Annotated in this window: 13 protein-coding genes and 3 pseudogenes; 2 read left to right on the plus strand and 14 right to left on the minus strand. The window is 59.4% G+C overall.

Features of this window, described 5'->3' with window-relative positions:
- Positions 1-26: 26 nt before the first annotated feature.
- From AC07VY_RS15060 to AC07VY_RS15070, 3 genes are read right to left on the minus strand one after another with little or no spacing between them, the layout of a single operon-like run.
- Positions 27-1,094, minus strand: coding sequence for an OmpA family protein (locus AC07VY_RS15060; RefSeq protein WP_495097828.1), 1,068 nt, complete (start codon positions 1,092-1,094; stop codon positions 27-29).
- A 28-nt stretch (positions 1,095-1,122) separates the two neighbouring features.
- Positions 1,123-4,473, minus strand: coding sequence for a porin family protein (locus tag AC07VY_RS15065; protein ID WP_495097829.1), 3,351 nt, complete (start codon positions 4,471-4,473; stop codon positions 1,123-1,125).
- Positions 4,463-12,094, minus strand: coding sequence for a DUF7933 domain-containing protein (locus AC07VY_RS15070; protein WP_495097830.1), 7,632 nt, complete (start codon positions 12,092-12,094; stop codon positions 4,463-4,465). Before AC07VY_RS15070 ends, AC07VY_RS15065 begins: the two co-directional genes overlap by 11 nt.
- Positions 12,095-12,504: 410 nt before the next feature.
- Here AC07VY_RS15070 and AC07VY_RS15075 point away from each other — a divergent pair.
- Positions 12,505-13,216 (plus strand): annotated as a pseudogene (locus AC07VY_RS15075) (transposase).
- A 34-nt stretch (positions 13,217-13,250) separates the two neighbouring features.
- Here AC07VY_RS15075 and AC07VY_RS15080 read toward each other — a convergent pair.
- The 10 genes and pseudogenes from AC07VY_RS15080 to AC07VY_RS15125 all read right to left on the minus strand — a co-directional run bounded on the left by AC07VY_RS15080 (position 13,251) and on the right by AC07VY_RS15125 (position 21,432).
- The gene (locus AC07VY_RS15080) at positions 13,251-15,815 is read right to left on the minus strand and encodes an EAL domain-containing protein (RefSeq protein ID WP_495097831.1); all 2,565 of its coding nucleotides are present in this window, start codon (positions 15,813-15,815) and stop codon (positions 13,251-13,253) included.
- Positions 15,815-16,300 carry an NUDIX hydrolase gene (locus AC07VY_RS15085; protein ID WP_495111384.1) on the minus strand — a complete coding sequence of 162 codons (486 nt, stop codon included), beginning with the start codon at positions 16,298-16,300 and terminating at the stop codon, positions 15,815-15,817. Before AC07VY_RS15085 ends, AC07VY_RS15080 begins: the two co-directional genes overlap by 1 nt.
- 157 nt (positions 16,301-16,457) lie before the next feature.
- Positions 16,458-16,817: a hypothetical protein gene (locus AC07VY_RS15090; RefSeq protein ID WP_495097833.1), complete on the minus strand. Its 360-nt coding sequence runs from the start codon at positions 16,815-16,817 to the stop codon at positions 16,458-16,460.
- A gap of 129 nt (positions 16,818-16,946) precedes the next feature.
- The gene (locus AC07VY_RS15095) at positions 16,947-17,327 is read right to left on the minus strand and encodes a roadblock/LC7 domain-containing protein (protein ID WP_495097834.1); all 381 of its coding nucleotides are present in this window, start codon (positions 17,325-17,327) and stop codon (positions 16,947-16,949) included.
- 14 nt (positions 17,328-17,341) lie between these two features.
- Positions 17,342-17,872: a GTP-binding protein gene (locus AC07VY_RS15100; protein ID WP_495097835.1), complete on the minus strand. Its 531-nt coding sequence runs from the start codon at positions 17,870-17,872 to the stop codon at positions 17,342-17,344.
- Entirely contained in the window at positions 17,869-18,672 is an 804-nt protein-coding gene (locus AC07VY_RS15105) for a hypothetical protein (protein ID WP_495097836.1), read from the minus strand. The genes AC07VY_RS15100 and AC07VY_RS15105 overlap by 4 nt, the downstream gene beginning before the upstream one ends.
- Positions 18,673-19,035: 363 nt before the next feature.
- Positions 19,036-19,245 (minus strand): annotated as a pseudogene (locus AC07VY_RS15110) (IS3 family transposase); the annotation flags it as partial.
- 133 nt (positions 19,246-19,378) lie between these two features.
- A complete protein-coding gene (locus AC07VY_RS15115) occupies positions 19,379-20,611 on the minus strand; it encodes a D-alanyl-D-alanine carboxypeptidase family protein (RefSeq protein WP_495097837.1) in 1,233 nt (410 codons plus the stop codon).
- Positions 20,612-20,696: 85 nt separating this feature from the next.
- Positions 20,697-20,834, minus strand: a pseudogene (locus AC07VY_RS15120) (IS3 family transposase); the annotation flags it as partial.
- A 223-nt stretch (positions 20,835-21,057) separates the two neighbouring features.
- Positions 21,058-21,432 carry a hypothetical protein gene (locus AC07VY_RS15125; RefSeq protein ID WP_495097838.1) on the minus strand — a complete coding sequence of 125 codons (375 nt, stop codon included), beginning with the start codon at positions 21,430-21,432 and terminating at the stop codon, positions 21,058-21,060.
- A 193-nt stretch (positions 21,433-21,625) separates the two neighbouring features.
- On the opposite strand from AC07VY_RS15125, the gene AC07VY_RS15130 reads away from it, so the two are divergent.
- Entirely contained in the window at positions 21,626-21,742 is a 117-nt protein-coding gene (locus AC07VY_RS15130) for an H-NS histone family protein (protein WP_495097900.1), read from the plus strand.
- Positions 21,743-21,902: 160 nt separating this feature from the next.
- Here AC07VY_RS15130 and AC07VY_RS15135 read toward each other — a convergent pair whose 3' ends face one another.
- Positions 21,903-22,316: a hypothetical protein gene (locus AC07VY_RS15135; protein WP_495097839.1), complete on the minus strand. Its 414-nt coding sequence runs from the start codon at positions 22,314-22,316 to the stop codon at positions 21,903-21,905.
- Positions 22,317-22,449: the final 133 nt, after the last annotated feature.

Consider the following 22,449-nt stretch of genomic DNA (forward strand, 5'->3'; position numbering starts at 1 on the left):
ACCCAGCCTCCTCACCTAGCACACTGCTACTTTTTACGGCTCAGGCCTTCGATGCGGATGTCTACCCGACGATTGCTCAGCAAGCACTCCTTCAGCTCATCCTCGTGCGCAAACCGTTCGGTGCAATCGTCCACCGGCTGGGTATCCCCCTTGAAATCCGTCTGCACCCGCGCTGCCACCACACCGCGCGACAAAAGCAGATCGCGCACCGTCATGACGCGCTTTTGCGATAGCGTCTGGTTGTAGTCATGGTTGCCGGTGGAGTTCAACCGGTCGGCATGGCCCACCAACACCAGGTTTTGTACTTCCAGCGCATCTGTATTCAAACGCGCCAGCAATTGCTCAAGTGATGCCAGGCTGGCGGCACGGATATCGGTACGGCCAAACCGGTCAAACTCGAACACAACCTGGGCCGACAGCCTGACCATTTCGGGTGCGACCACCGGTGCCGGTGGCACAGGAGCCGACACCAACTGCGGCGCAGGCGTGGGGCAGGACGCAGCCAACGCATCGGCATCCGCCAAATCGTCTTCAGCTATCTGCACATAGGGCTTTGCATGCCGCCATTGCTGCTGGTTCAACTCATTGCCGGCATGCACCAACTCCACTTCCGAACAGGCCACCCTTTGCTGCGCACAGGCAAACCCGGCATGCCCGTGCAATGCGCCGGCCCGCTCCCACAGGTCGGGACGGATACGCGCAGCACCGTTGACCAACGGCGTGTCGTTCGAGATCGGGTTCTGCTTGCCTTCCAGCGCAACGATGAGTTTGGCGGATTCGCTCAAGGACTCCTGCACAAACGCACTGCGGTCGTTACGGGTGTATTCGTGGAAGGACACATCCAGCCAGCATTGCGCCTTCGACAAGTAATAGTTGCGCACCGGCACACCCGTTTCGTTGATGGCATGGATACGTTCCTGCATTTGGGCATATACCGCATGGTCGGCACGTTGGGCTTCATCGGTGATGCGGTCATTCGCTGGCGTCAAGACGGTTTGCGCATTCGAATCCAACCCGGTCAGGGAGCCAACGCATACCAGCAGAGCGCTCGCCACTGCACGCAGTCTCAGGTGAGAAAAGTAGGAATGGTTCATGGTGTTCATTCGATTGATCATGGAATACCTATCGGTCCAGGGTGGAATTGACGTTGCGATTGCCGCCAGCAAACAGGTCTTCATCGAACTTGAAGCGCAGGCGTATATAAAAGCCGCTGCGGGTGTATTCGTAGCCAACCAGATCGCGGTCCGCAGAAAAACCAGACTTGTTGTAGCCCACGGAAAGCCACAGGTTTTGCTTCAGCAGATAGCCCGCCTCCACACCAAAGGCCCATTGCTTGGCCTGGTTTTGGCCGAACTGCACCGCACTCATCACGCCCAGGTCCCATTTTTCCGTCACGTCATACACAAGGCGACCCGAAAGCAACTGCGCACGGAAAGAGTCCTGCACCCCGTTTTCCAGGCTGTCGTGCTGCCACTTTGCAGCAACACGGCCGGTCATCCACCAAGGGCGGCTGGGATGGTAGTCCGCGTGGGCCGACACGATATGGGCCCGGGTCGCCAAGGGGCCAACAGTGGCATCACTCGCGTCCCGCTCGGTTTTAAGTTCGTACTTCGCCAGTGCATTGACCTTATTTGTATCGGTCTCGCGGTAGGCTACGCCGATCTGCGCCCGGTTTTGCAGCACGCTGCCACGGGCGTCGTAACGGGTCGCAAGCAGGTAGTCACGCGCCAGCAGTGTCCAGTCACGGTCCAGCTTGCGCGCCGCCATACCCTGCCACAACGTCGTATTGAATGCCTCGTTACTGGCCGTGCTTTCAATGTCACCGGAATGGCGATATTCAATGCGGGTAGATCCGCGCCACAAGGGGTTAGCGGTGTAGTCCACCCCCGCAGACACCGCATAAGCATCGGCCGCATCACCGGAGAGCACCTGGATACGCTCGAACGCTGTGCTCAGACGAATGCCTGGCGCAAAGTCCCAGGCATTGCGCACCCCGGAAGCCATTTGCACGTCCTGGCCACTGAGGGCATCGCGCAGTCGGTATTCGCTGAACAGCTGTGTGTCGCGGATGTAGCTGGAGTTCACCCCAAAGACAAAGGCATTTGCCTTGCGCTCCTCGGTAGTAATACTGTCCACGCCAGACAAGCCGGTCTGGTGCTCGTAACGACCGTAGAGCCGGGTACGCTCGGCAATCTGGTAGTCGCCGCCCAAGGCAAAACGCCTGCGCGCGTCGCCGCTCACGTCATGCTCCACCTCCCCGCCCAGCGTGAACTTGTCGCTGACCCGGTAGCCCAGACCGGCGCGCACGGTTTGGCTGTTCAGCCCGGTCGTCTGGTCGGCCGCCGTGCCGGCCAGCGAGGTGCCCGAACTGATCACCACCAGGCCGCTGACAGGATCAATGACCTGGTTGCCAAAACCTACGGCACTACCTCCCGAGCCCGTGGCGATGCTGCCGGTCAGGCCGGCTGTGGAACTGAAAGGCGTCGAATACAAAGCCGTCACACTGCCTGCTGACTGGTGCATAGAACGCAGGCCCACGTCGGCTGTGAGCCGTTCGCTGAGCTTGAAAGAGGCCCCGGCCTGGATCGAACTGCTGTCCGACGCGCCCGGGTTAAGGTCCTCGCTGCGCTGTCCCTGCACATAAAGCTTGGTGGTGTCCGTCAGCTTGTAGGCGCCATACACATTGGCCTCACCACGGCCTCCCGTCAACGGTGCGGCCAGGTTGTTGAATGTGGTGTCACTGCGACCGACGAACACCCGTGCCGTCGTGCGCTCCGCTTCATGGGCCATTTCAATCCGCCAGGCATTGCCTGACACATCGCCGGTCTTGCCCGCCATGCCGGGCAGCACGGAAACGTTGGTGGCATTGGTGTTGACCTCGGTGGTGGTCCGCGCAACTTCAGCCACCAGCATCGTATGCTCATCGATACGCCAGCCCAGGTTAGCGCTGCTCATGGCCTGAGAAGCCAACGGATTGCTGTCACGCATGACCGAGCCGCCGATCTCGACCGAATCGGTCAGATGCATTTGCCCGTCGGCCCCCATCACCCAGAAGGTGTCGCCGCCCTGGTCCACCTCGTAGGTTACGCGCAGAGAAACCGGGTTCAGATTCGCATCCGCCGATGGCAAAAATGTGTTGAGCAGAATCCGTCCGCTGAAGGGCTCAAACGTGTAGTCGGCCAGCCGCGCCAACGCCGTAGTGCTCAGAATGCGCGAGGGCTGTTCGCGATCCCGCACCACGATTTCAACCTTCTCGCTGCCTTCGAGCACGGCACTGTTTCGCAGCCCGTAAGGGCCACTGCCCTGGCTGGAAAACTCCTCAACCACCTGCCGCAGAGAGTCGCGGAAGGCAAACACATTGCCGACCAGACCGCCATCCTCGTGGTGGTATCGAACGCCTGTCGCGCTGCGGTTGTAGTTGCCCAGGCTGCGCTGCGCCAGCGTGGCCACGTTTCCGCCACCGCTGCGTTGGCTGAAGCCGTCGCCTGTGGCGAAATTACCCCACAGCAGATAGCTCTTGTCCTTGTCAACCCGCACGTAAAGACGGCTGTCCGACAATGCATCCGTCCCCCGTAGCGAGGAGTCGCCATACACCGGATAGAACTCTTCCGTCTGGATGTCACGCAGCAGCCGCGCCCGCGTGACCTTGTCCGAGTCGTAGGCCGCAGTCAGAAGGTATTTACCCTGGATCGTGCCGCGCAGAAAAAATGCGCTACGCGCCTCCAGATTCGCTTTGCCGTTATTGAATTCCCGACCCCAGGCGCGAATTTCCCGGTCGAACGCATCCTCATGCTCGGGACGCACCAGCAAACTGTGTTCCTTGCGTCCGAAATTGATGATGCCCTCCAGCAAACCTGCCGCAACCATCTCGCGCATCTCCGGCACGAAACTGACGACGCCAGAAACTTCCTGTGCACCCACGGTGATGCGCAACTGCACGTCCTGGGGCGCCATCGGCGCCAGCAGCGAGAACATAGCCACGCCATCGCTGACCCTGACCTGAACGCCTGGTGTCACCCGGTCGGCATCACGTGCCAGCGGGCCGGCCTCGTCAGTGCGTGCACCTGGCAGCAGAATACGGCCACCGCTGTGCTCGATGGTGGCCCAGACCGGCGTTGCCAGCGGCTTGCCGTCGGCACCCAGCGCGCGGATGGTCACCGGTACGGCCGTCTGCCCGTCGGCGGGCACAGCATTGCGTGCCACCTCAACGACCACGCGCTGCGCAGCCTGGTTGACCTTGTAATCCACTTCGCCCACAGTGCCTGGGAAAACCGTCGATGTCTGCCCTGGTACAGGCTGCCCAGGGGTCGATAGCGGATACAGCGGTTGAGCCACACCGGTGACCGAACTGCGTTCAACAGCAGTCAAAGGCGCGAAACGTACATCCTCGGACTGTGCCCAGGTAGTTGGCGCCAGAATGGCACCGATCAGCAGCGCCACAGCACTGCGTTGGGGCAGGCGATTAACGTGCATCGCTGGCTCCTTCACGCGGTTGGACGATGGGTTGGTTGGCGCTGTCGGTAGCCTGTTTGGGCATACGGACGGGCTTGCTCTCGAATCGCAATGCGGGTCCTTTCTGTTTTTCGGTTTCCACCGACCGGATTTCTCCCTGGGCTCGTCGGGCCTTGACTTGCTCCAATACTGGGTTGGCGCAACTGCCCTCAATGAAGTCGGCGCGATGCAGCTCTCCGTTCTTCAGGTCGATGAAGAGACTGTTGCCATCACCCAGATTTCGGTTGCTGGAAGTCGTCAGGCGCGAACCGGTGGGCAAGGTGCGTTGATCGACCTTGAGCACATGGCTGTTGGGCGTGATGCCGCATTGGCTGTATTTGCCTTCGCTGTCGCTGACCAGGTACTGCCCCGACTCGAAGTACAGGCGCACACCGGGAATCCCCAGCTCTTCCGGGTCCTGAATATGGTTTCCGTTGCAATCCACGAAAATCTTGCCCAGGACACAGGCTTCGTCGGTGAACACTCCACCGGTCACCTGCACTTGGTGCGATCCCTCGTTCGACTCGATGCTGCCAGTCACCGGCTGCAGGGCCGCCGTCAGGCACCCCGCGGGCGTTGCGCAGCCGTAGGCCCGCGCAAAGTTGATTCCTGTGCCCTGCATGCTGCCCACACCGATGCGCACCCGGTAGGTCAGCGTCGTGCTCTGGTTCAGAGTGAGACCCCCAACGGTGAAGCCAAGGATCGGCCCCAAACCACCGGCAGGATCAGGAGCGGCCAAGCCGTTCACCCGTGCCGTTCCGCGGATGTAGGTGAAACCCGAAGGCAGCCGATCGCGGACCGTGACTTGTGGCAATGACGAACCAGACGTGCGGCGCACGATGATGGTGTAGAGCACCGTATCCCCCACCTCCGCCACACGACGGCTACCGGTCTTGGACAACACGAAGCCGGCCGCATTCATCGGGTCTACCGGGATGTGGTTGTTCACCACATTGGCGGAGCTGCCCGGCGACGCTGGATTCAAGTTGAAGCTGAAGTAATACTGCGTCGTAGCAGAACCCGCCGACAGCCCGCTTGAGCTTGAAGCGCACGCACCTGGCGTCGTCAGAGGATTCCCCGCCGCAGTCGTGGGAGGTGCATTGCTGCTCTGTACCACAGCCGGATCGGGTGGCCCGGCCGATACGGCCAGGGTGGCGGTACACGCGGGAATCAATGTGGAGGCTCCCGGTGCATAACCTGCAGGCGCAGTCACGCTCAAGGTGTAGACCCCTGCTGGCGCGGTGGACAACAGCAGGAACTGGTAGGCCCCTTCGGCGCCCGTGGTCTGCGTAAGTGCTCCACCCAGGATCTGGGATGCATCGAAGCCTGCAGGGCCGGACAAGGTCACCACCGCACCCTGCACCGGCAGCCGCGTCACCGCGTCATAAATCACACCTGCAGGGTCGAGAGGCAGACTTTGCTGCAGGATGTTGTCACCTGGCGAAAGGTTGATGTTCTGCAGCACCCCTTGGGTATTGTCTGCACCGCCAGGATTGCCCGAGCCGACCACGCCTGCCGTATAGGACTGGCCACTCTCGTTGGGTACCGGCTTGCCGTAGAAATTGCCGGTGCCGGGCTCCCGGAAGCGCACTTCATAACCCGCGCCAGGTGCCAGCGAAGTAAAGGTGTAGGCGCCACTGAGGTCGGTCTGCGTGCTAGCAACCAGCACGCCGTTGTTCAGCAACTCCACCGTCCAGCCGGAGACCGTCTTCTCGCTCGCGTCCTTGACACGGTCGTGGTTGGCATCGCGCCACACACTTCCGCTGACGCTAGCCGCGGAGACCAACACCACTGAATCGCTGGCGCTGTTATTGCCATCAAAGCCGGCCGGCTCACCGCCGCCAGATACCAAAGCGGTATTGGTCAGGACCTGGCCGTTCAGGCCGTTGGCCACTGCCACGCGCACGATGATGGGGTTGCCACTGGCGCCCGCTGCAATCGAAGACGTGCTGGTGCAAGTGACCACGCTCGCACCAACGCCGCCGCTACAGGTCCAGCCAGAGCCACTGGCCAAAGCGGCCACCGTCATACCTGTGGGCAAGGTGTCCACCACCGTCACCGTTCCACTGGTCGCCACCGTGCCGATATTGCGCGGCGTGAGCGTGAAATAGCCCGAACTCCCGCCGGAGGCGAAGTTCGATGGCGCATGCGTCTTTGCCAGCGCCAGGTCTGGTGCCGCCCCCGGGATTTCCGCAAAATTGTTCTCGGCGGACACCGTGTTCGTGCCAGACAAAACAATGCCGGTGATCCGGCTGCTGCCGGTCGTCGGATTGCTGGCAACCCCGCCGGTGGAGCCCGCCGTCGCGATGCCATTGCTCGTGCCGACGGGCTGTGCAGGTTGTGTCAGCGTGTAGTTGGCTCCTTCCGGCACGGCGGAAAAGCTGTAGCTGCCGTCTGCCGCGGTGGTGGTCGTCAGGTTGACCGCGTTGCCGTTGATGTCGGTCCCCGTCAATGCCACCGTCTGGCCGCCGATGCCATGGTCAGGTGGACTGTTTAACACGCCGTTGTTGTTGTAGTCGAGGAACACGCGGCCCGACACGCTGCGGCCGTTGGGAATTTCCGCAAAGTTGTTGGCGACCGACTGCGTATTCGGTGGCAACACGATGCTGCTGATCACGCTGGGCAGCACCGCTACCGAAGACGGCGTTCCGGCCGTGCCACCGTTAGATACGCTGCCAGCCAAGGTCAAGCCGTTGGAAGTGCCCGCAGGTTGCGCAGGTTCGCGCACGCTGTAGGTACCGGGCAGCAGATTGCCGAAGCTGTAGCCTCCATCTGCCGCAGTCGTGGTCGTGGCCACCACGGCATTCGAGCTGTTAAGCAGCTCAAACACCACACCGCTCAACGGTGCATCCGCACCATTGCGGATACCGTTGTTGTTGATATCCAGGAATACCGAACCCGCGATAACGGACGGAACGATCTCGGCAAAGTTGTTCTGCGTAGAACCCGTGATTTGACCGCCAGCACCGTCGCCATTGAGCACGATGCCCACGATCTGACTGGTAGTGGCGCTCGAGTTCGAGGCGGTGCCTGTCGCGCCGGTGCTGCCGCTGGTCGACACCAGAAACCCCGCCGTGGTGATGCCGTTGACGGTAGCACTAGGTTGCACCAGTTCGCACACCGAATACGTCGCCGCAGGAAGGCCGGCAAACACATAGTTGCCCAGTGCGTCGGTAGCCACCGGATTCGTCAATCCGGACTGGGTCACCAATGCGCCAGCGCAGGAGTTTCCGGTACGCAGCTCGACGCTGACTCCAGCGATCGGTGTATCAACCGCAGTTTCGAACGTACCGTTCGGCACCAGGTTGTTGTCCCGAAACACACGGCCCGAGATAAAGCCCTGCGTACTGACAGAAAGAGGTGCGTTCGCCGCCTGCTGGTTGTTGCCCAGGTTGGTCTGTAATGCACCGGCCGCAATACTGTTGACATGCGTCCCCGCCGTGGCTGCGGTGACCTGCACGCTGATGCTGCAACCGCCTGCGGGAATTGAGGCACCGCTGGCGTAGGTAACTGTTGCCGAAGCTGCGACGGCGGTCACCGTGCCAGGGCAACTCGTCTGCATGCCGGGTGTCGCGGCAACCAATACCGGCCCTGGCGCGGTAGGCAGGGTATCCACCAGCGCGGCACTCAATGTCACCGCGCCCGGATTGTCGTTGCCCAGGAAGATCGTCAGCGTAGACGTGCCGTTGGGTGGAATGACCGGCGGCGCAAACTGCTTGGACACCACCGGTGGTGTCGAGACCTGCAAACGGGCACTGGTCGGCTCTTCGTTGCTGACGCCTTCAAATGTCGTGATTGCACCCGACGCAATCGTGTTGGTGTAAGTGCCCGCAATATTGCTGAGCACGTCCACCACAACGTTGCAGGACGCATTCGCGGCCAAGGTCGCGCCTGTGAGGCGCACCGAGGTGCCGGATGCACTGGCTTGTACCACGCCGTTGCTGCAGGTAGTTGAGGCGTTCGGTGTAGTCGCCACCACCAGGCCGGACGGCAGGCTGTCGGTGAATGAAGCTGCCGTCAGCGTCGTCGCATTCGGATTGGTAATGCGGATGATCAACGTAGACGAGATGCCAGCCGCGCTGGTGGCGCTGCCGGTGGTAAAGCCTACTGGATTGCCTGCATCCAGGGTCTGGCCGGCAATCGCCTTGTGCACGACCAGCGGGGCCTTCGCACGCAGCACATCGCTGGCAGGCTGCGAGTTACTCACCCCCACCCCGCCGGACGATGCGGAGATTGCACCGGCGGGAATAGTGTTGGTGTAGTCGCCCTGGGCTGACACGAGCACATCCACTTCGGCATAACAGCTGCTGGATACCGCGCCATTGGCAGCGCCCAGGTTGCCGCCAGCCACCTGGACCTGCCCCGTGGTAGGGGCGTTCACGGTGGCGCCGGTACATGTCGTGACAGGATTGAAGCCGCTGGGCACGGTAACCCCGGATGGCAGGTTGTCGACCACGGAAAGATTCGATATCGGCTGTGCGGTGGCGTTGAAAAACGTAATGCGCAGGCGCGACCGGCCACCAGGCTGTACCACCTTGGGAGTGAACTGCTTAGTCAGGCCAAGATTACTTTGCGTCGTCAGGCTGGTGGTGGCCTGGCCGCTATTGCTCAAGCCCTGGTCGGTTGCAATCGATGCCGCGGGGATGAAGTTCGTCAATCCACCGACAGCCACCGAGGTCACGTTGACCACCACCGTGCAGGCAGTGTTCGCGGCCATTGCCGCACCAGACAGGGAGACGGACTGCGCCCCCGCCACCGCGGTCACTTCACCCGACGGACAAGTGGTGACACTGGCCGGATTGGCCGCGATCACCATGCCGTTGGAAGGCGCAGCGGCCGTGCCATTCGTGGTGAAGTAATCGGTGAAATGCAGGCCGGTGACATTTTGCGTTCCGTTGTTCACGGTGATCGTCAACTGACTCACCTGCCCCGGAAACGTCAGCGTGCTGGGATTGGTCGCCTTGGCCACTGTGAGGCCGGAAGGCGCATTAAATGCCAGGGTGGCACTCACCGCCGTCTGGTTGAAGACACCGCCCGCGGCGCTGATGTTGCCAACAGGAATGCTGTTAATCCAGTTCGCGCTGCCGGTTGCAACCACGTCGAAGACCAGATCGCAGTTACTGCCACCGGCAATCGATGCCCCGCTCAGGCTGATGCTGGAAGCACCTGGCGTTGCGCTCACAGCGGTGCTGCCTGCGCAAGTGGTGTAGGCATTGGGTGCCGGCGCGAGCAGCATGCCCGCAGGCAGCGGATCGGTAGCGGCCACCTGCGTGAGTGCAACAGCACCGTTGTTGCTCAGCCGCAGAGTAACCCGGGAGCTGCCGCCCGAAGATACCGATGTGGGAGAAAAACTTTTACTCGCCGCCAGTGACGAGGTATAGACCAGCGTCGCCGTGTTCGAGTTCACCGGCGTAAGCGTATGCGTCAGACCATTCCCATATGTTTCCGTGCCTGTCACCGTGGCAGTGTTATTAAAGGTACCTGCCGGCCCGACCACATCGAATTGCACCGCACACGACCCCACTGCGCCAATACCGTTGGACGCGCGCGCCGGAACCGTCGCTCCATTTATCGAGAAGGATGTAGCATTCGGCGTGGCTGTCAGCACCGGGTTGCCCAGGCAGGTAGTCGCTGCGTTGGCCGGATTGGCAATGCGCATCTGCCCGCCGCCGCTCACTGCCAAGGGCAGGTTGTCACCCAGGGTCACATTGGTCAGCGGGTTTGCCGACAAGTTGTCCAGACGAATGGTCACCCGTGATACCGCACCTTCCGATAGCGGGCCTGCGGGGCTGAAACTCTTGTTAGCCGACAGCACTGCGCCGGCATTGATGTTGCCCGAGGCACTGGTTGCGTTGCCATAACAGACCTGCGGCGCAGAGCCGTAGCAGACGGAGCCCGCGCTCAAGGTATTGTCAAAATTCGCGTTTGCCGACGCGCTACTTGACGCCATGGCCCAGAAGGTGATGGTGCAGGTACCAGGGCTGCTAACACTGGCGCGCGCCGGAACTGTGATCGTGCCGAAGGTGATCGCGCTGGCGCCCACCGAGGCGCCATTGGTCACGCTGACTCCGCAACCGCTGGGGGTGTAGTCGAAGCCGCCGATGTTGCCCGTCAGAAAGGTCTGGCCCTGCTGCAAAGTATCGGGAAACTCCAAATCAGTAATCGCCGAGGCGGACCAGTTCTGAACCGTGACCTGGTACCGCACCGGATTACCTGGCTCCGGATTGTTCGGCGCAACCGTTTTGTTGACGTTCAGGTTTTGGAAAACTGTCACCGTTGAGGATGCGGGCTGGCTCACAATGGCGGAATTGCCCACGTCCACGGCTCCTGCCGCGAGGGAGTTGGTGTAGGCCCTGGGGGTATTGGCCGTTTGTACAGTTCCGGTGAAGTCCACCGTGATCGCGCAACTGCTCCCAGCGAGAATGGAGCCACCCGTCAAGGAAACGCCGGTACTATTGGTTGTGGCTGCCAACGTACCGCCGCAGGTGGTGGCCTGTCCCGTTACTTTCAAACCATAGGCGTTCAGATTTCCTGCCGTGGTGCCGTCAATCGGGTCGTCCACAAAGCTGCTGATGGCTAACGGGCTGCTGCTGCTATTACCCAGGGTGATGGTGAACCGCCCTGTGCCGCCGCTCGCCAAGGAACTGGCGTCGACCGTCTTGCTCACTTGCAAGGGCGATCTGACGGTGATGTTCGCCGTCGCATTTGCCGCCGCCGGTATTCCTAGATCATTCGTGAACTGCGTACTGCGGTTGATTGTGTTGGTCTGCGTTATGCTGTAGTTGCCATTGGTCTGCGCAGCCTGCACATTCACAGTGAACGTACAACTGCCGCTGACGCCGCCCGAGCTGGCAGGCAAGGTTCCCGATGCGGAGAAATTGTTGTCACCCGCGCTGGCACTTACCACCGGCGCGGCGCCGGCGTTGTTGCAGCTGGCGGTTACACCCGTTGGCGAAGCCACCTGGATCACCGACGATCCGCCAAGCTGGGGGAAAAGGTCAGTCACGTGAAAATTCGTGATGGCCACCGGGTTGGTGTTGGTTAAGGTCACGCTAAGCGACGTGGCCGCGCCACCAAGCACCACCGTGCCCGTACCGAAGGCTTTGGACAGGCCTGGCTGCGCAAGCGCAATCACGTTCACGCTTTGCTGAACCGCACCCACGTTTTGCACTGGCGTGCCATCATCGCCGGTCACCGCGCCATCCGAGATGGAATAGGAATAGGCTGCAGCGTTGCCGGTAGAAGTTCCCGCCGTAACAGGAATCACGATGGCGCAGGAGCCATCCACCGACCCGGATCTTGGCGGGATCACACCGCCGCTCAGGCTGATGCTCTGCCCCGTGGCCGTCAACACGCCGGATCCCCCGGAAGTGCTCGGGCCCGAAGGGTCCGTGCAGGTATAACTTGCAACCCCGGCGACGCTCAGACCATCGGGTAAGGTACCGGGCAGCAAATTACTGAAACCAACATTGCTGATGGACGCCGAAATATTGTTGTTCGACAGCGTGATCTGCAGGCGCGTCGTCTGGCCGGGATAGATTTGTGTCGGATCACCCGCCACCAGGGTCACCGAGGTACCCAAGGCGGCAAAAGCCGTGTTCACGAAAGCCAAGGACAGCAGGACCAAACACAGCGCGCGCGCTCCGCGCAGCGCAGCAACCAATAACCCTGTGCGATCTCCCGATCGTCGCCCCAGATATGTCGACAAGCGCTCTAGCTGCGCCCATTTTCCCCTGCAAACCGCCTCGGTCCAGGCCCCCCGGTATGTACTCCCCACGGCGCAATCCTTGAATAGTTGGAACTGCCGGGGAGTCTATTTTTTGGATGGTTACACCCACAACACAATTAACAAAGCATTAATAAATCTTCATAGAGCAGGAGTTCTTGCGTCAGCCTCGGTTTACCTTCCGATTGTTCCAGCCGGGACTTGCCCGTCGCAACCTGGGTTGTTCCGCTTAGAGCGGCTAACAAAAGCCTGTCATCGTCAAATGCACGTCGTGCGTTTGACGCGGCATGGGAAAGAACAGAAACAAAGAAATCAGCATGGCGTTGTACAAAAGAATCGAGCCGTTGCTGCCAGCAACCGTTGCCTCCCGCAAGGGTGGGAGGCCTCGACTGAGCGACGAGCAAGCCTTGAACGGCATTCTGTTCGTGCTGCGTACGGGTACACCTTGGGAACATCTGCCCCAGGAATTAGGCTTTAGCAGCAGCATGACTTGTTGGAGGCGACTGCGTGACTGGCAGCCCGCTGGCGTATGGCACCGTCTGCACTTGGCGTTGCTGGGCGAACTGCGCGGTGCAGACCAACTGGATTTCAGCCGCGCCTGTATGGATGGCGCCAGTGTGCCCAGCCCCCGGGGGGCTCGCACACAGACCCCAACCCGACGGACCGGGGCAAACTCGGCAGCAAGCGCTACCTAATCACGGACCGCCAGGTCAGCCGCGTCGCTGGCCTGCCAAGTTGCATGCGGACAAGGGCTACGACTTCGCCCGGTGCCGCGCGCACCTCAAGCGCAGTGGTATCCAGGACCGCATTGCCCGCAGAGGTATTGAGCGCAATGACCGGCTCGGGCGCCATCGCTGGGTGGTCGAGCGCACACACGCTTGGCTGGCCGCCTTCGGCAAGCTACGTACCCGCTTCGAGCGCCGCATCGACATTCATACGGCCTTGCTTTCCCTGGCTTGTTGTGTCATCTGCGTCCGACGGCTTTTGCCGTTCTGTTAGCCGCTCTAAGTCCAGCATCGCTGTCATAGGTCGATTAACCCTTCTCCACTCGACGCAGAAGCCCCTCAATTTCCTGCGCCGGAAGCGGCTTGCTGAACAGGTAACCCTGGTACTGGTCGCAACCCTCTGCGCGCAGGAAGGCCAACTGTTCGGGGGTTTCTACCCCCTCGGCAATCACGCGCATTTTCAGACTGTGGCCCATGGCGATCACGGCCTTAACAATGGCGTCATCGTCAGGGTCGTGAGTGATGTCCATCACAAACGAACGGTCGATCTTCAGCGTGTCGATCGGGAAGCGCTTCAGGTAGCTCAGGCTGGAGTAGCCGGTGCCGAAGTCGTCGATGGCAATCTCGAAACCGAGCTCGGTCAACTGCTTCAGCGAGGCCAGCACCCCATCGCTCTGCGTCATCAGGCTACCTTCGGTGATCTCCAGCTCCAGGCTGCGCGGGTCGGTGCCGGTCTCGGCCACGATGCTGCGGATGCTTTCCACAATGGTTTTCTGCTGGAACTGAATCGCCGACAGATTGATCGCCATGCGTGGCACATGCAGACCGCGCGCAGTCCATTCCTGCAGCTGGAGACAAGCGGTGCGCAGCACCCATTCGCCAATCGGAACAATCAGGCCGGTGGCCTCGGCCAGCGGGATGAACTGCAGCGGCGACACCAGTCCCCGCAGGGGGTGCTTCCAGCGCAGCAGCACCTCCATGGACGCTATCTCGCCACTGGCGATATCGACAATGGGCTGGAAGTGCAGCAGCAGCTCATTGCGCTCGGCGGCGCGGCGCAGGTCTGCACCCAACGCGTAACGGTCGCCGGCCATCTGGTTCATGGTGGGGGTGAAGAACAGGTAGTTATTGCGCCCGGTTTCCTTCACCTGGTACATGGCAGTGTCGCTGTTCTTCAGCAGCGTTTCCACGTCCTGTCCGTCGTGGGGATATACCGCGATGCCGATGCTGGAGCCGATGTGCAGCTCGCGCCCACCGATGTGGAAGACGTTGGACAGTGTGGCGAGCAGCTTCTCGGCTAACACAGCCGCACCCTGGGCTTCGCTGATGCGCGGCAAAAAGACGATGAACTCGTCGCCGCCCTGGCGCGCCACCGTGTCGTCCGAGCGCACGCAGGCCAACAGGCGCTGCGCCACCTCGACCAGCAGCTGGTCACCCACGTCGTGACCCAGCATGTCGTTAATGCCTTTGAACTGATCCAGGTCGATGAATAATACCGCCGCCAACGCCGGATTGCGCCGCTCGCCTTCCAGCGCCAGGCGGATGCGCTCGCGCAACAGGTTGCGGTTGACCAGACCGGTCAGCGCGTCATGGGTGGCCACGTGCAACATTTCCTGCTCGGCACGCTTGCGCTCGGTGACGTCGATGCGGATCGAGAGGTAACGCATCACCGCGCCGGCATGGTCCTTTAGCGGCACGATGGCCGAATCCACCCAGTACAGCTGGCCCGATTTGTCGCGGTTGCAGATCACCCCACGCCAAATGTCGCCGCGCGCGATCATGCTCCACAGCTCCATGAAGAAGGCCCTAGGGTGAGCGCCCGAATTGACGATGCGATGGTCCTGGCCCAGCAGTTCCTCGCGGCTGTAGCCGCTGAGCTTCACAAACATGTCGTTGACCTGCACAATGCGGCCCGTCAGATCGGCCACCGACACGACGGCGTGCTGGTCAATCGCCCTTATGTAGGTGGACAGTTCGGCCAGCGCATCCTCCACCCCGCGCTTGGCCTCGATGATGGTGTTGGCTGAGCGCATTTCCAGTTCAGAACGCGCCAGTTGGGTTTCGGTTTCACGCAGGCTGATGCGCTGCCGGGTCAGCCGCCAGTTAAACCAGGCGATGGCGATAAAGCTTGCCACCAGGATGCCCAGTACGAATACTGTGCCACGGCGGATTTCGTTGCCCGCCACCTGCTCTGCCTTGTTCAGCGGGATGGTGATCGACAATGCGCCCAACAACTGGTGTTGTGCCCACTGTTTTCCGGGCTCCACACCCTGGGACAGACGCAGCGCCAGGATCGTGGGCGTCTTCTCGTAGCCGTTATGGCAAGCGACACACGATACCTGGGAGGCCGGGTCTGCCGACAGATAGCGCAACACTCTTTGCCCGTTCTGCACCTCAAAGCGCGACACAGCTTTCCATGCAATGGGAGCCAGCGGCTTGGGCTGGTCTTGCTGTTCCAGCTGCGGCCAAGCCCAGCGCAGGAACTCGTCGGTCAGTCCCTGTGAGAGCTCAAGGTTCCATCGGCTGACGGGCTTGTATTCATAGAGTTTGTCGGCTTGCAATGATGAGGCACGCCCCACAAGCTTGAGAAACTGCGCCGGAATTGGCACATGGCCGGGCATGGTGGCAGAGTCCACGCTCGGACCAAAACCATCATTCTTCAGCTTTTCGGCAATGTCCCGCGCATAGACCGAACGGGCCGTAGTAGCCTGGCTAGCCACGATCTCGGCAATCGCCAGCGCTTGCTGCTCGATGGTCTTATTGACCGCGTCCTTAACCACCAGGTAGCCCAATACGCAAGCAAACAGGAACACTACCTGCAGCACCGCAAAACTGCGGGAGGGGCGTAGGATCTTTAAAAGGGCAGCGGTCATTAGTGCGAATTTGTGCCAAGAGTCAGAACCGATTTCGGCGAACGTGACGATGCAATTGGTAAGAGGAAATACCGTGTCAGAGGTGCCAACAAAAGATTTGAAGGACTGAAAGGGTCGACCCACACGACTGCCTCGATTTCGGCAGCCGGTGACACCGCCGTTTGCAATCGCAGGAAGAAAATCTCGGCTTCGACGGTATGCCCTGTTTCGTTCGTGACTGGCGAAACATACTGCCCCAAGTATTTGGGCGCTGCGACATCCTGCCCACGTTCCAATTCCTCCTCAAGTTCCCGAGCCAGCGCCATACGTGTCGTCTCGTGCGCCTCGATCTTGCCACCTACCTGCATGAAGGCCCGTGTCCCGCGTTTGCACACTAGCAGAATGCGGATGTCGGTGTTGTTTAGCGTGATGTGCGTTAACAAAAACGTACTGATGGTATTTCCCAATCCGCGATCGTGATGTCGATCACAATCGCGGGTTGGCATGCACTCGGGCTGAGGACGAAAGCGAATGGATGTCCAACATCACGTGGCGGTCAAGGCTCCAACATAAAGAGCTCTAACACCCCATGCGAGGCTCCTATAAGCCTTGTGACACTTCACGATGGGATGTTTTGCAAGACCGCCTCATTTCCTGTGAGATTTATATCGTCAGTTCGCGCTCGACATCTTGTGCCTTGCGCCGGGCCATTGCCAAATTGGATTTGCTTTTGTCCAGCACAAAGTAAATAAAGATGCCTTCTTTGCTGCTCATAGGCCGAAGGATGTGGTACTGCTTACCAAGTGTGATGAGCATATCGTCGATGGTGTCACTCAAGCCCAGCATGTGCATGGTTTTGAGTTTGGCCCGCATGACTTCGGTATTGCCAGCAGCTGCGATTTCCAGATCAACTCCCGACCCAGCTGATCCCAGCATCATGCCACTGCTGGAGTCCACCACGGCAGCGCACATTGCACCATCAACGGTTAACAGTTCATCCAAAGATTGTTTGATATTGGCCATTTTTACTTCCTTGTTGGGGTGTGGTGGTTGGTAAAGAGTTAATTGGCAATCGCTTCGGTGCGGCCCAAGGACGCACCATGCCGGATTGCAGGGTGGGCATATTTTTGTGAATATCGAAAGAGGCGTTTTTTACGTTAGCTGATTGAGCATTTTTTCTGCGGCAGCAATGCGATTCCAGACCATTCCCAGCAGTACGGTTTTATCGGTCAACCACACCACGATGAGTGCGTCCCCTTTTACGTACATGCAACGAGCCACCAAGCGGCCTTCGCTGGACTCAATCACCAGGCATTGGGGTGTACCGATAGCTGTTTCGTTGCTGGCGGCATTGCCAAGGGCAACCAGTGAGCTAACTATGGCTGCCAAACGTGCGGGATCTACACGGCGCTGTCCTGCATGCGCCAAGTCGAATCCGTCAACAGTGGCGATAACTACCGCATGCGATCCACTCATCTCGGATAGCAGCGTTTCGGATACGGTTTGGGCGTGAAATTTAATCGAGGGAGACATGTTAGGCTGGGGGGTTATGCGCGTGTCTCTGCCTGTGCCAATATGGCATCAACCAACTGCAAGACATCGTCACGTTGTCGTACGTCTACGGCAAGTACCGGGAACACCAGTTCACGAGTCGCAAGCAATTCACTGTAGTCGTCCAGTGTGGGGTGTGGATTTTCCAAGGTGCGTCCGACGCCTAGCACACAGTTCATTTGTGGCAGCAACTCCGCATAAACGTCCAGATAGTCAGCGCAATCGGCTAAGGAATCGGGTTGAGAGTTATCAATCAGTATTACTAGGCCGAGTGCATCCGTTGCCAGAATGCGCCACATGAATTCAAAGCGTTTTTGTCCGGGGGTGCCAAAAAGGCGTACGCCATGCCCGTCTCCCAAACTGAAGTAACCGAAGTCTAGGCCCACGGTAGTGGTGCTTTTATTCAGACTGGAGTCAGTGTTTTGTACATCGGTGACTACGGGGGGCGAATCACTTAATGCCGCAATAGCGGTAGTCTTTCCCGCACCGGGAGTGCCAGTAAAGACAATTTTGTGGTCTTTGGTCATACTCGATGCAGGCCTAAATAATGGCGAATTTTCCCGAATAAGCCACGTCGTGTGTCCGCGTCAGGACTCGATGGCCGGGGAGCACTTTGCACAATGATGGCTGTCTCAGCGCAGGGCTTTACGTCCAATATGCCGACCTCGTCGAGCACTTGTATAAATGTTTCGCATTCCGCCCGCTTCACATTGCTCAAGAGCGTCAAGTTGTCCAAAGTGATGTGCTTGGCCGACAAAAAAGTAGCCAGCCGTCGGTAGTGCTCCTGCTTTTGCAAAAGGGCGTTGGAAGGCCAGCGGCGAAGCTTGTAACTGGCTTGGGGTATAGCCAGGGATTGCACAGGCAGCGCGGCAGAAATGCGGCGCTCCACCGCACGTAAGACGTCGAGAACAGGTTCGTATTGAAGCGGTCGGGTTAGCGTGCCTCCAGAGGCTTGATTGTCGGTAGAGTTAATTACGCGAACTACCATTGCTTCGGCGCTGGACTGCATATCGAGGCTACTTTTTCCTGTGCACAGTAGTTCTGCATTGCCTGCGAACACCAGCTTCCAGTCGTACTTGAGCGTTTCCTTGCCAATGCGCAGGAAGACCCCAATCTTGGTGATGTCGTCGGTGCTAAGGCCATCCGCCAATAGCCGCAAAGATGCGGGAGGGATGCGCTCAGCGCTGGCAGCTGTGATTGAAGGCGGTACTAGCCTTTCCAAAAAACCGAATATTGAACTCATTAAGGGGTCATAGCACAGTGGCGTACAGGCACGCGCAGAAGCGTTTTCAATCTCATAAAAGTGGGATAGATCGGTCGCTAGCATGCTGGCGACATAAAAGGATTGTCGAGTCCATTTCGTTACTTTTTGTGACGAATCCGTATGTCTCCACAATATTGCTCACTCCCGTGAGGTTCTTCACATTCGAGAGTGGAAGTACGTGAACTTACGCCCCCTGCTCATTCACAAAGAGCGCTCGGTTATTTATGAAGCGGGTACACACGTCCGAACAGAGCTCGAGACCTGAATCTGGGTCAATACAGTGGTGCAACGGCAGAGCAAGAACGTGGCGGCTGTAACCCTGAGCAAACCATTCGGTACGCTGCTGTGGCGGCTTCCAGCATCCTGTCTGTTAATTTCCACGCAAACCTGACCCGCAAGGGGGTGTGGATAAAAACTGAGACTGGTTTATGTCGTAAGTCCGAGGTTCGCTCGATATTCGAGGGGATTGAGTGAGCCAAGAGAGATCTTGATACGCTTTTCGTTATACCAGTAGATGTAGGCGTCAACGATCTGAATGAACTGCTCAATGGTTGTCGCCTGCCAGTCCCGAGGGTGGAACAGCTCCGTCTTCAGCCGCCCGAAGAAACCCCCGCAGACCGCATTGTCCGGCCAACAGCTCCGTGCAGCAGCACCTCGATGCAATCACTCTTACTCCTAGCCGCCCAACTCGATAACCTGCTGGTCACCGGTCCGACGCACACCTGTGTGTCCGTCGTCTTGGCTGAAGCCCCATCGGGGCACTCCCGAGTTACTTGACCAAGTGCTGCCACATGCGCAGCATGAAGCCCGCGCGCTCCACATCCACCTGTGCAATTAGCGGAGTTTCACCAATCGGCTTGCCGTTCGATTCGGCGATCACCTTGCCGATCACGGCACCCTTGGCGACCGGCGCCTCCAGGTCAGGCTTTACCTGCACCGAGGTCTGCAATTTTTGACCGCGCGGGACGGTCAACGTCCATGGCGATCCCAGGCCTGCGGCGACGGTGTCGGCCTTGCCAAACCTGAGCTTGGCATTAGTGACCACGGCGTTCGGCTGAATGGGGGTGGCCTTCTCGAAGTGGCTGAATCCCCAGCCCAGCAGCGTGCGGGTCTCATCGGCACGCGCCTTTGCGCTGTTGGTGTTGAGGATGACCGTGATGAGGCGCATGTCGTTGCGCTTGCTTGAGGTGACCAGGCAGTAGCCTGCTTCCTCGGTGTGGCCCGTCTTCAGTCCATCCACAGTGGGGTCGGTGTAGAGCAAGGCGTTGCGGTTGCCTTGCTTGATGCCGTTGTACTTGAACTCGCGTTCGGCGTAAATCGGGTAGTAATCGGCGCTGTCACGGATGATTGCACGCGCGAGGATGGCGAGATCGCGGGCAGACGACTTGTGCGCCGGGTCGGGCAAGCCTGTGGGGTTCACGAAATTCGTGTTCGCCATCCCAAGGCGCTTGGCTTCGGCATTCATAAGTTTGGCGAAGCCCTCTTCGGAGCCCGCCATGTGTTCGGCGATCGCCTTGGAGGCGTCGTTACCCGACTGGATGACGATGCCACGCAGGATGTCCATCACCGTGGCCTGGCTGTTCAGCGGCAGGTACATGCACGACTCGGTGCTCGAACCGCGGCACCAAGCGCTCTCGCTGACCGAAACGAGCTCCTCCTTTTTAAGTTTGCCCGAACGAAGGGCCTGCTCAACCAGGAAGCTGGTCATCATCTTGGTCAGTGACGCTGGCGGCAACGGTTCGTCGGGGTTGGCTGAGGCAAGTACCTCTCCGGAGTCGAAGTCCATCAGCAGCCATGCCTTGGCGGGGATGGCCGGCGCGCCACCGGCAACCGCTGATTGCCCGGCCAACGGCGCTGGGGCTGGCACCTCGTCTGCGGGCTTTTTGTGCGCAGCAGGCTTGGCTGCTGGGCGATCAGCTGCAAAAGTCGCCAAGCTGGGCACCAGGGTGCCTGCGGCTATGGCAAATACAAGAGGTAGGAGGGAAAATTTCGTGGATTGCATAGGATTCATGGTCGTGACCGCTCATTGTGGCGGAGCGTACCCCGCTTTCTTGCATGGGGGAGATTTTCGGCAGCGGAACCTGCTAGTTGGCCTGCCAGACACGTACGATGTGCGGCTTCAGCTCTGCATCGCGCTTGGCGCACCGGCTCAGCAGCGTGGCATCCAGCTGCTGCGCTGCGTATCGCCAGTAGCCGGATGGGGCGACCTGCAAGATCCTGCAAATCTTGGGAGCCATGGATTCAATGGTGACCCACTGCGATGGATATTCGCCCCCAGCCCAATCGATCGTCGCGACGTATCTTCGCCCTTCCATCGTACATACCCATCCTGTTGGAACTTGCGAACAAGATAGGGGTCAGTGACTCAGATTTCGTTGGCGCGCGCCAACGCTGCTGCGGATGACGCCAAGCACGCTGTATTTGTCAGAGCCGACCATTTCGCCCCCACTATTTCACACTGCAAGTCTCAGGTGGCACGTCCCAACCCAAGCGCCGCGCAGTCTCCAGCATGATCCACACGGACTGTTCCGCCGTGCACCCATGCTTGTCCAGCAACCCTTGGAATGCCGCCGCCATAACCTGTGCGTGGTTGTCCTGGAAAACAGGCAACTTGCGTGTGCAGTACGCGCCCATCTGATCAACCAAGTCGTCGCACATCTGGAAAACCTCAAGCACCTCCGCTGGCGAAGTACCCAGGGCATAGTATTTACCGTCTTCCTCCACCAAATCCATCTTTGGCTGTGCACCGGCCAAGCCCGAGGGCGTAGCTTGGATGGGAAAGTCGTCTGGCACACCGGGGTAGTGAGAGCGATTGATGGACATAGCACGAGGCTCCTGCAAATGCATCCAGCGTAGCGTTCACTCGCATTGGAATCAAGGGTCGTTTCTGTCCCAGGCATAGGGCAAGATTGCGTCCATCAACGGCCATGGGCAAAGCCGTAAGCGCAAGAGCAAAGCCAGCACAGGCGCGTCCGCCCGCACAGCCGCCGGCAAGCAGACCAAGTCAAAGGGCGTTATCAAATACCGGAACGAAGCCGGCAACGCCTGGACCGGACACGGTAAGCGGCCGAACTGGTTCAATGCCGCATTGGCAGGTGGCAAGACTCCGGATGATTTGCTGGTGAAATCGTAACTGTCGCACTCCATATCCCGGCTCTCAACCTGGAGCAGGGTTGCTCATTCCGGACGGCAGGTGTGTCGAATTTCCTGGCTGCCTTGGCCGCCATCGGGTACAGCGGTTGCGTCCTCGCAACACCGATGGTTTCCGAGATATTCGCTACATGCGGCTGCCCTTAAAGCTTTATGTGAGTGCGAAGCAACGCTGTTCTCAATTCGCGGTTTGCTGGTTTTGACACATCTACACCTTGAACCGCCAGGTCGAACGATGAGCCAGGCCTAATACTGGTTGGGAGTATTTTTTTTACAGGATTAGTAGCAGGGTACTTGCCATCAGCAGCGCACATACGAGCGGAAAACCCGAATTCGTCGAGTACACCTTTCGCGTACAACTCCGCCAAATGCTGAAATGACACAAATGTTGAGTATTTCACTTCTTTAACCCCTTGCTCACGGATACTACGAACGATCTCAAATTTACCAAGAGTATCTCGTTGTGTATTCGTAAAGGGATGCACCAAGAGCGTCCCACGATGTCCTCCCTTTTGGGACGCCAGCGTGTGCTCGACGGCGATATCAGTTAATAGCATGTTGTTTTCCTTGTGATTCAATCCGTCACCGCTGGTCCAGCCAGATTGGCCTCCATCACACCCCAATTTCCCGCTCGCGATTTTCAAACCAGGCCACAAGGGCGCCGACGCCTCTTGAGATTCTGATCGCGCG

The sequence above is a fragment of the Rhodoferax sp. GW821-FHT02C08 genome, assembly GCF_059421805.1.

Coding starts and splice junctions, on each gene's coding strand:
- AC07VY_RS15060 (WP_495097828.1), bottom strand. CDS start 1,094: ATGAACCATTCCTACTTTTCTCACCTGAGACTGCGTGCAGTGGCGAGC.
- AC07VY_RS15065 (WP_495097829.1), bottom strand. CDS start 4,473: ATGCACGTTAATCGCCTGCCCCAACGCAGTGCTGTGGCGCTGCTGATC.
- AC07VY_RS15080 (WP_495097831.1), bottom strand. CDS start 15,815: ATGACCGCTGCCCTTTTAAAGATCCTACGCCCCTCCCGCAGTTTTGCG.
- AC07VY_RS15085 (WP_495111384.1), bottom strand. CDS start 16,300: ATGCCAACCCGCGATTGTGATCGACATCACGATCGCGGATTGGGAAAT.
- AC07VY_RS15090 (WP_495097833.1), bottom strand. CDS start 16,817: ATGGCCAATATCAAACAATCTTTGGATGAACTGTTAACCGTTGATGGT.
- AC07VY_RS15095 (WP_495097834.1), bottom strand. CDS start 17,327: ATGTCTCCCTCGATTAAATTTCACGCCCAAACCGTATCCGAAACGCTG.
- AC07VY_RS15100 (WP_495097835.1), bottom strand. CDS start 17,872: ATGACCAAAGACCACAAAATTGTCTTTACTGGCACTCCCGGTGCGGGA.
- AC07VY_RS15105 (WP_495097836.1), bottom strand. CDS start 18,672: ATGCTAGCGACCGATCTATCCCACTTTTATGAGATTGAAAACGCTTCT.
- AC07VY_RS15115 (WP_495097837.1), bottom strand. CDS start 20,611: ATGCAATCCACGAAATTTTCCCTCCTACCTCTTGTATTTGCCATAGCC.
- AC07VY_RS15125 (WP_495097838.1), bottom strand. CDS start 21,432: ATGTCCATCAATCGCTCTCACTACCCCGGTGTGCCAGACGACTTTCCC.
- AC07VY_RS15135 (WP_495097839.1), bottom strand. CDS start 22,316: ATGCTATTAACTGATATCGCCGTCGAGCACACGCTGGCGTCCCAAAAG.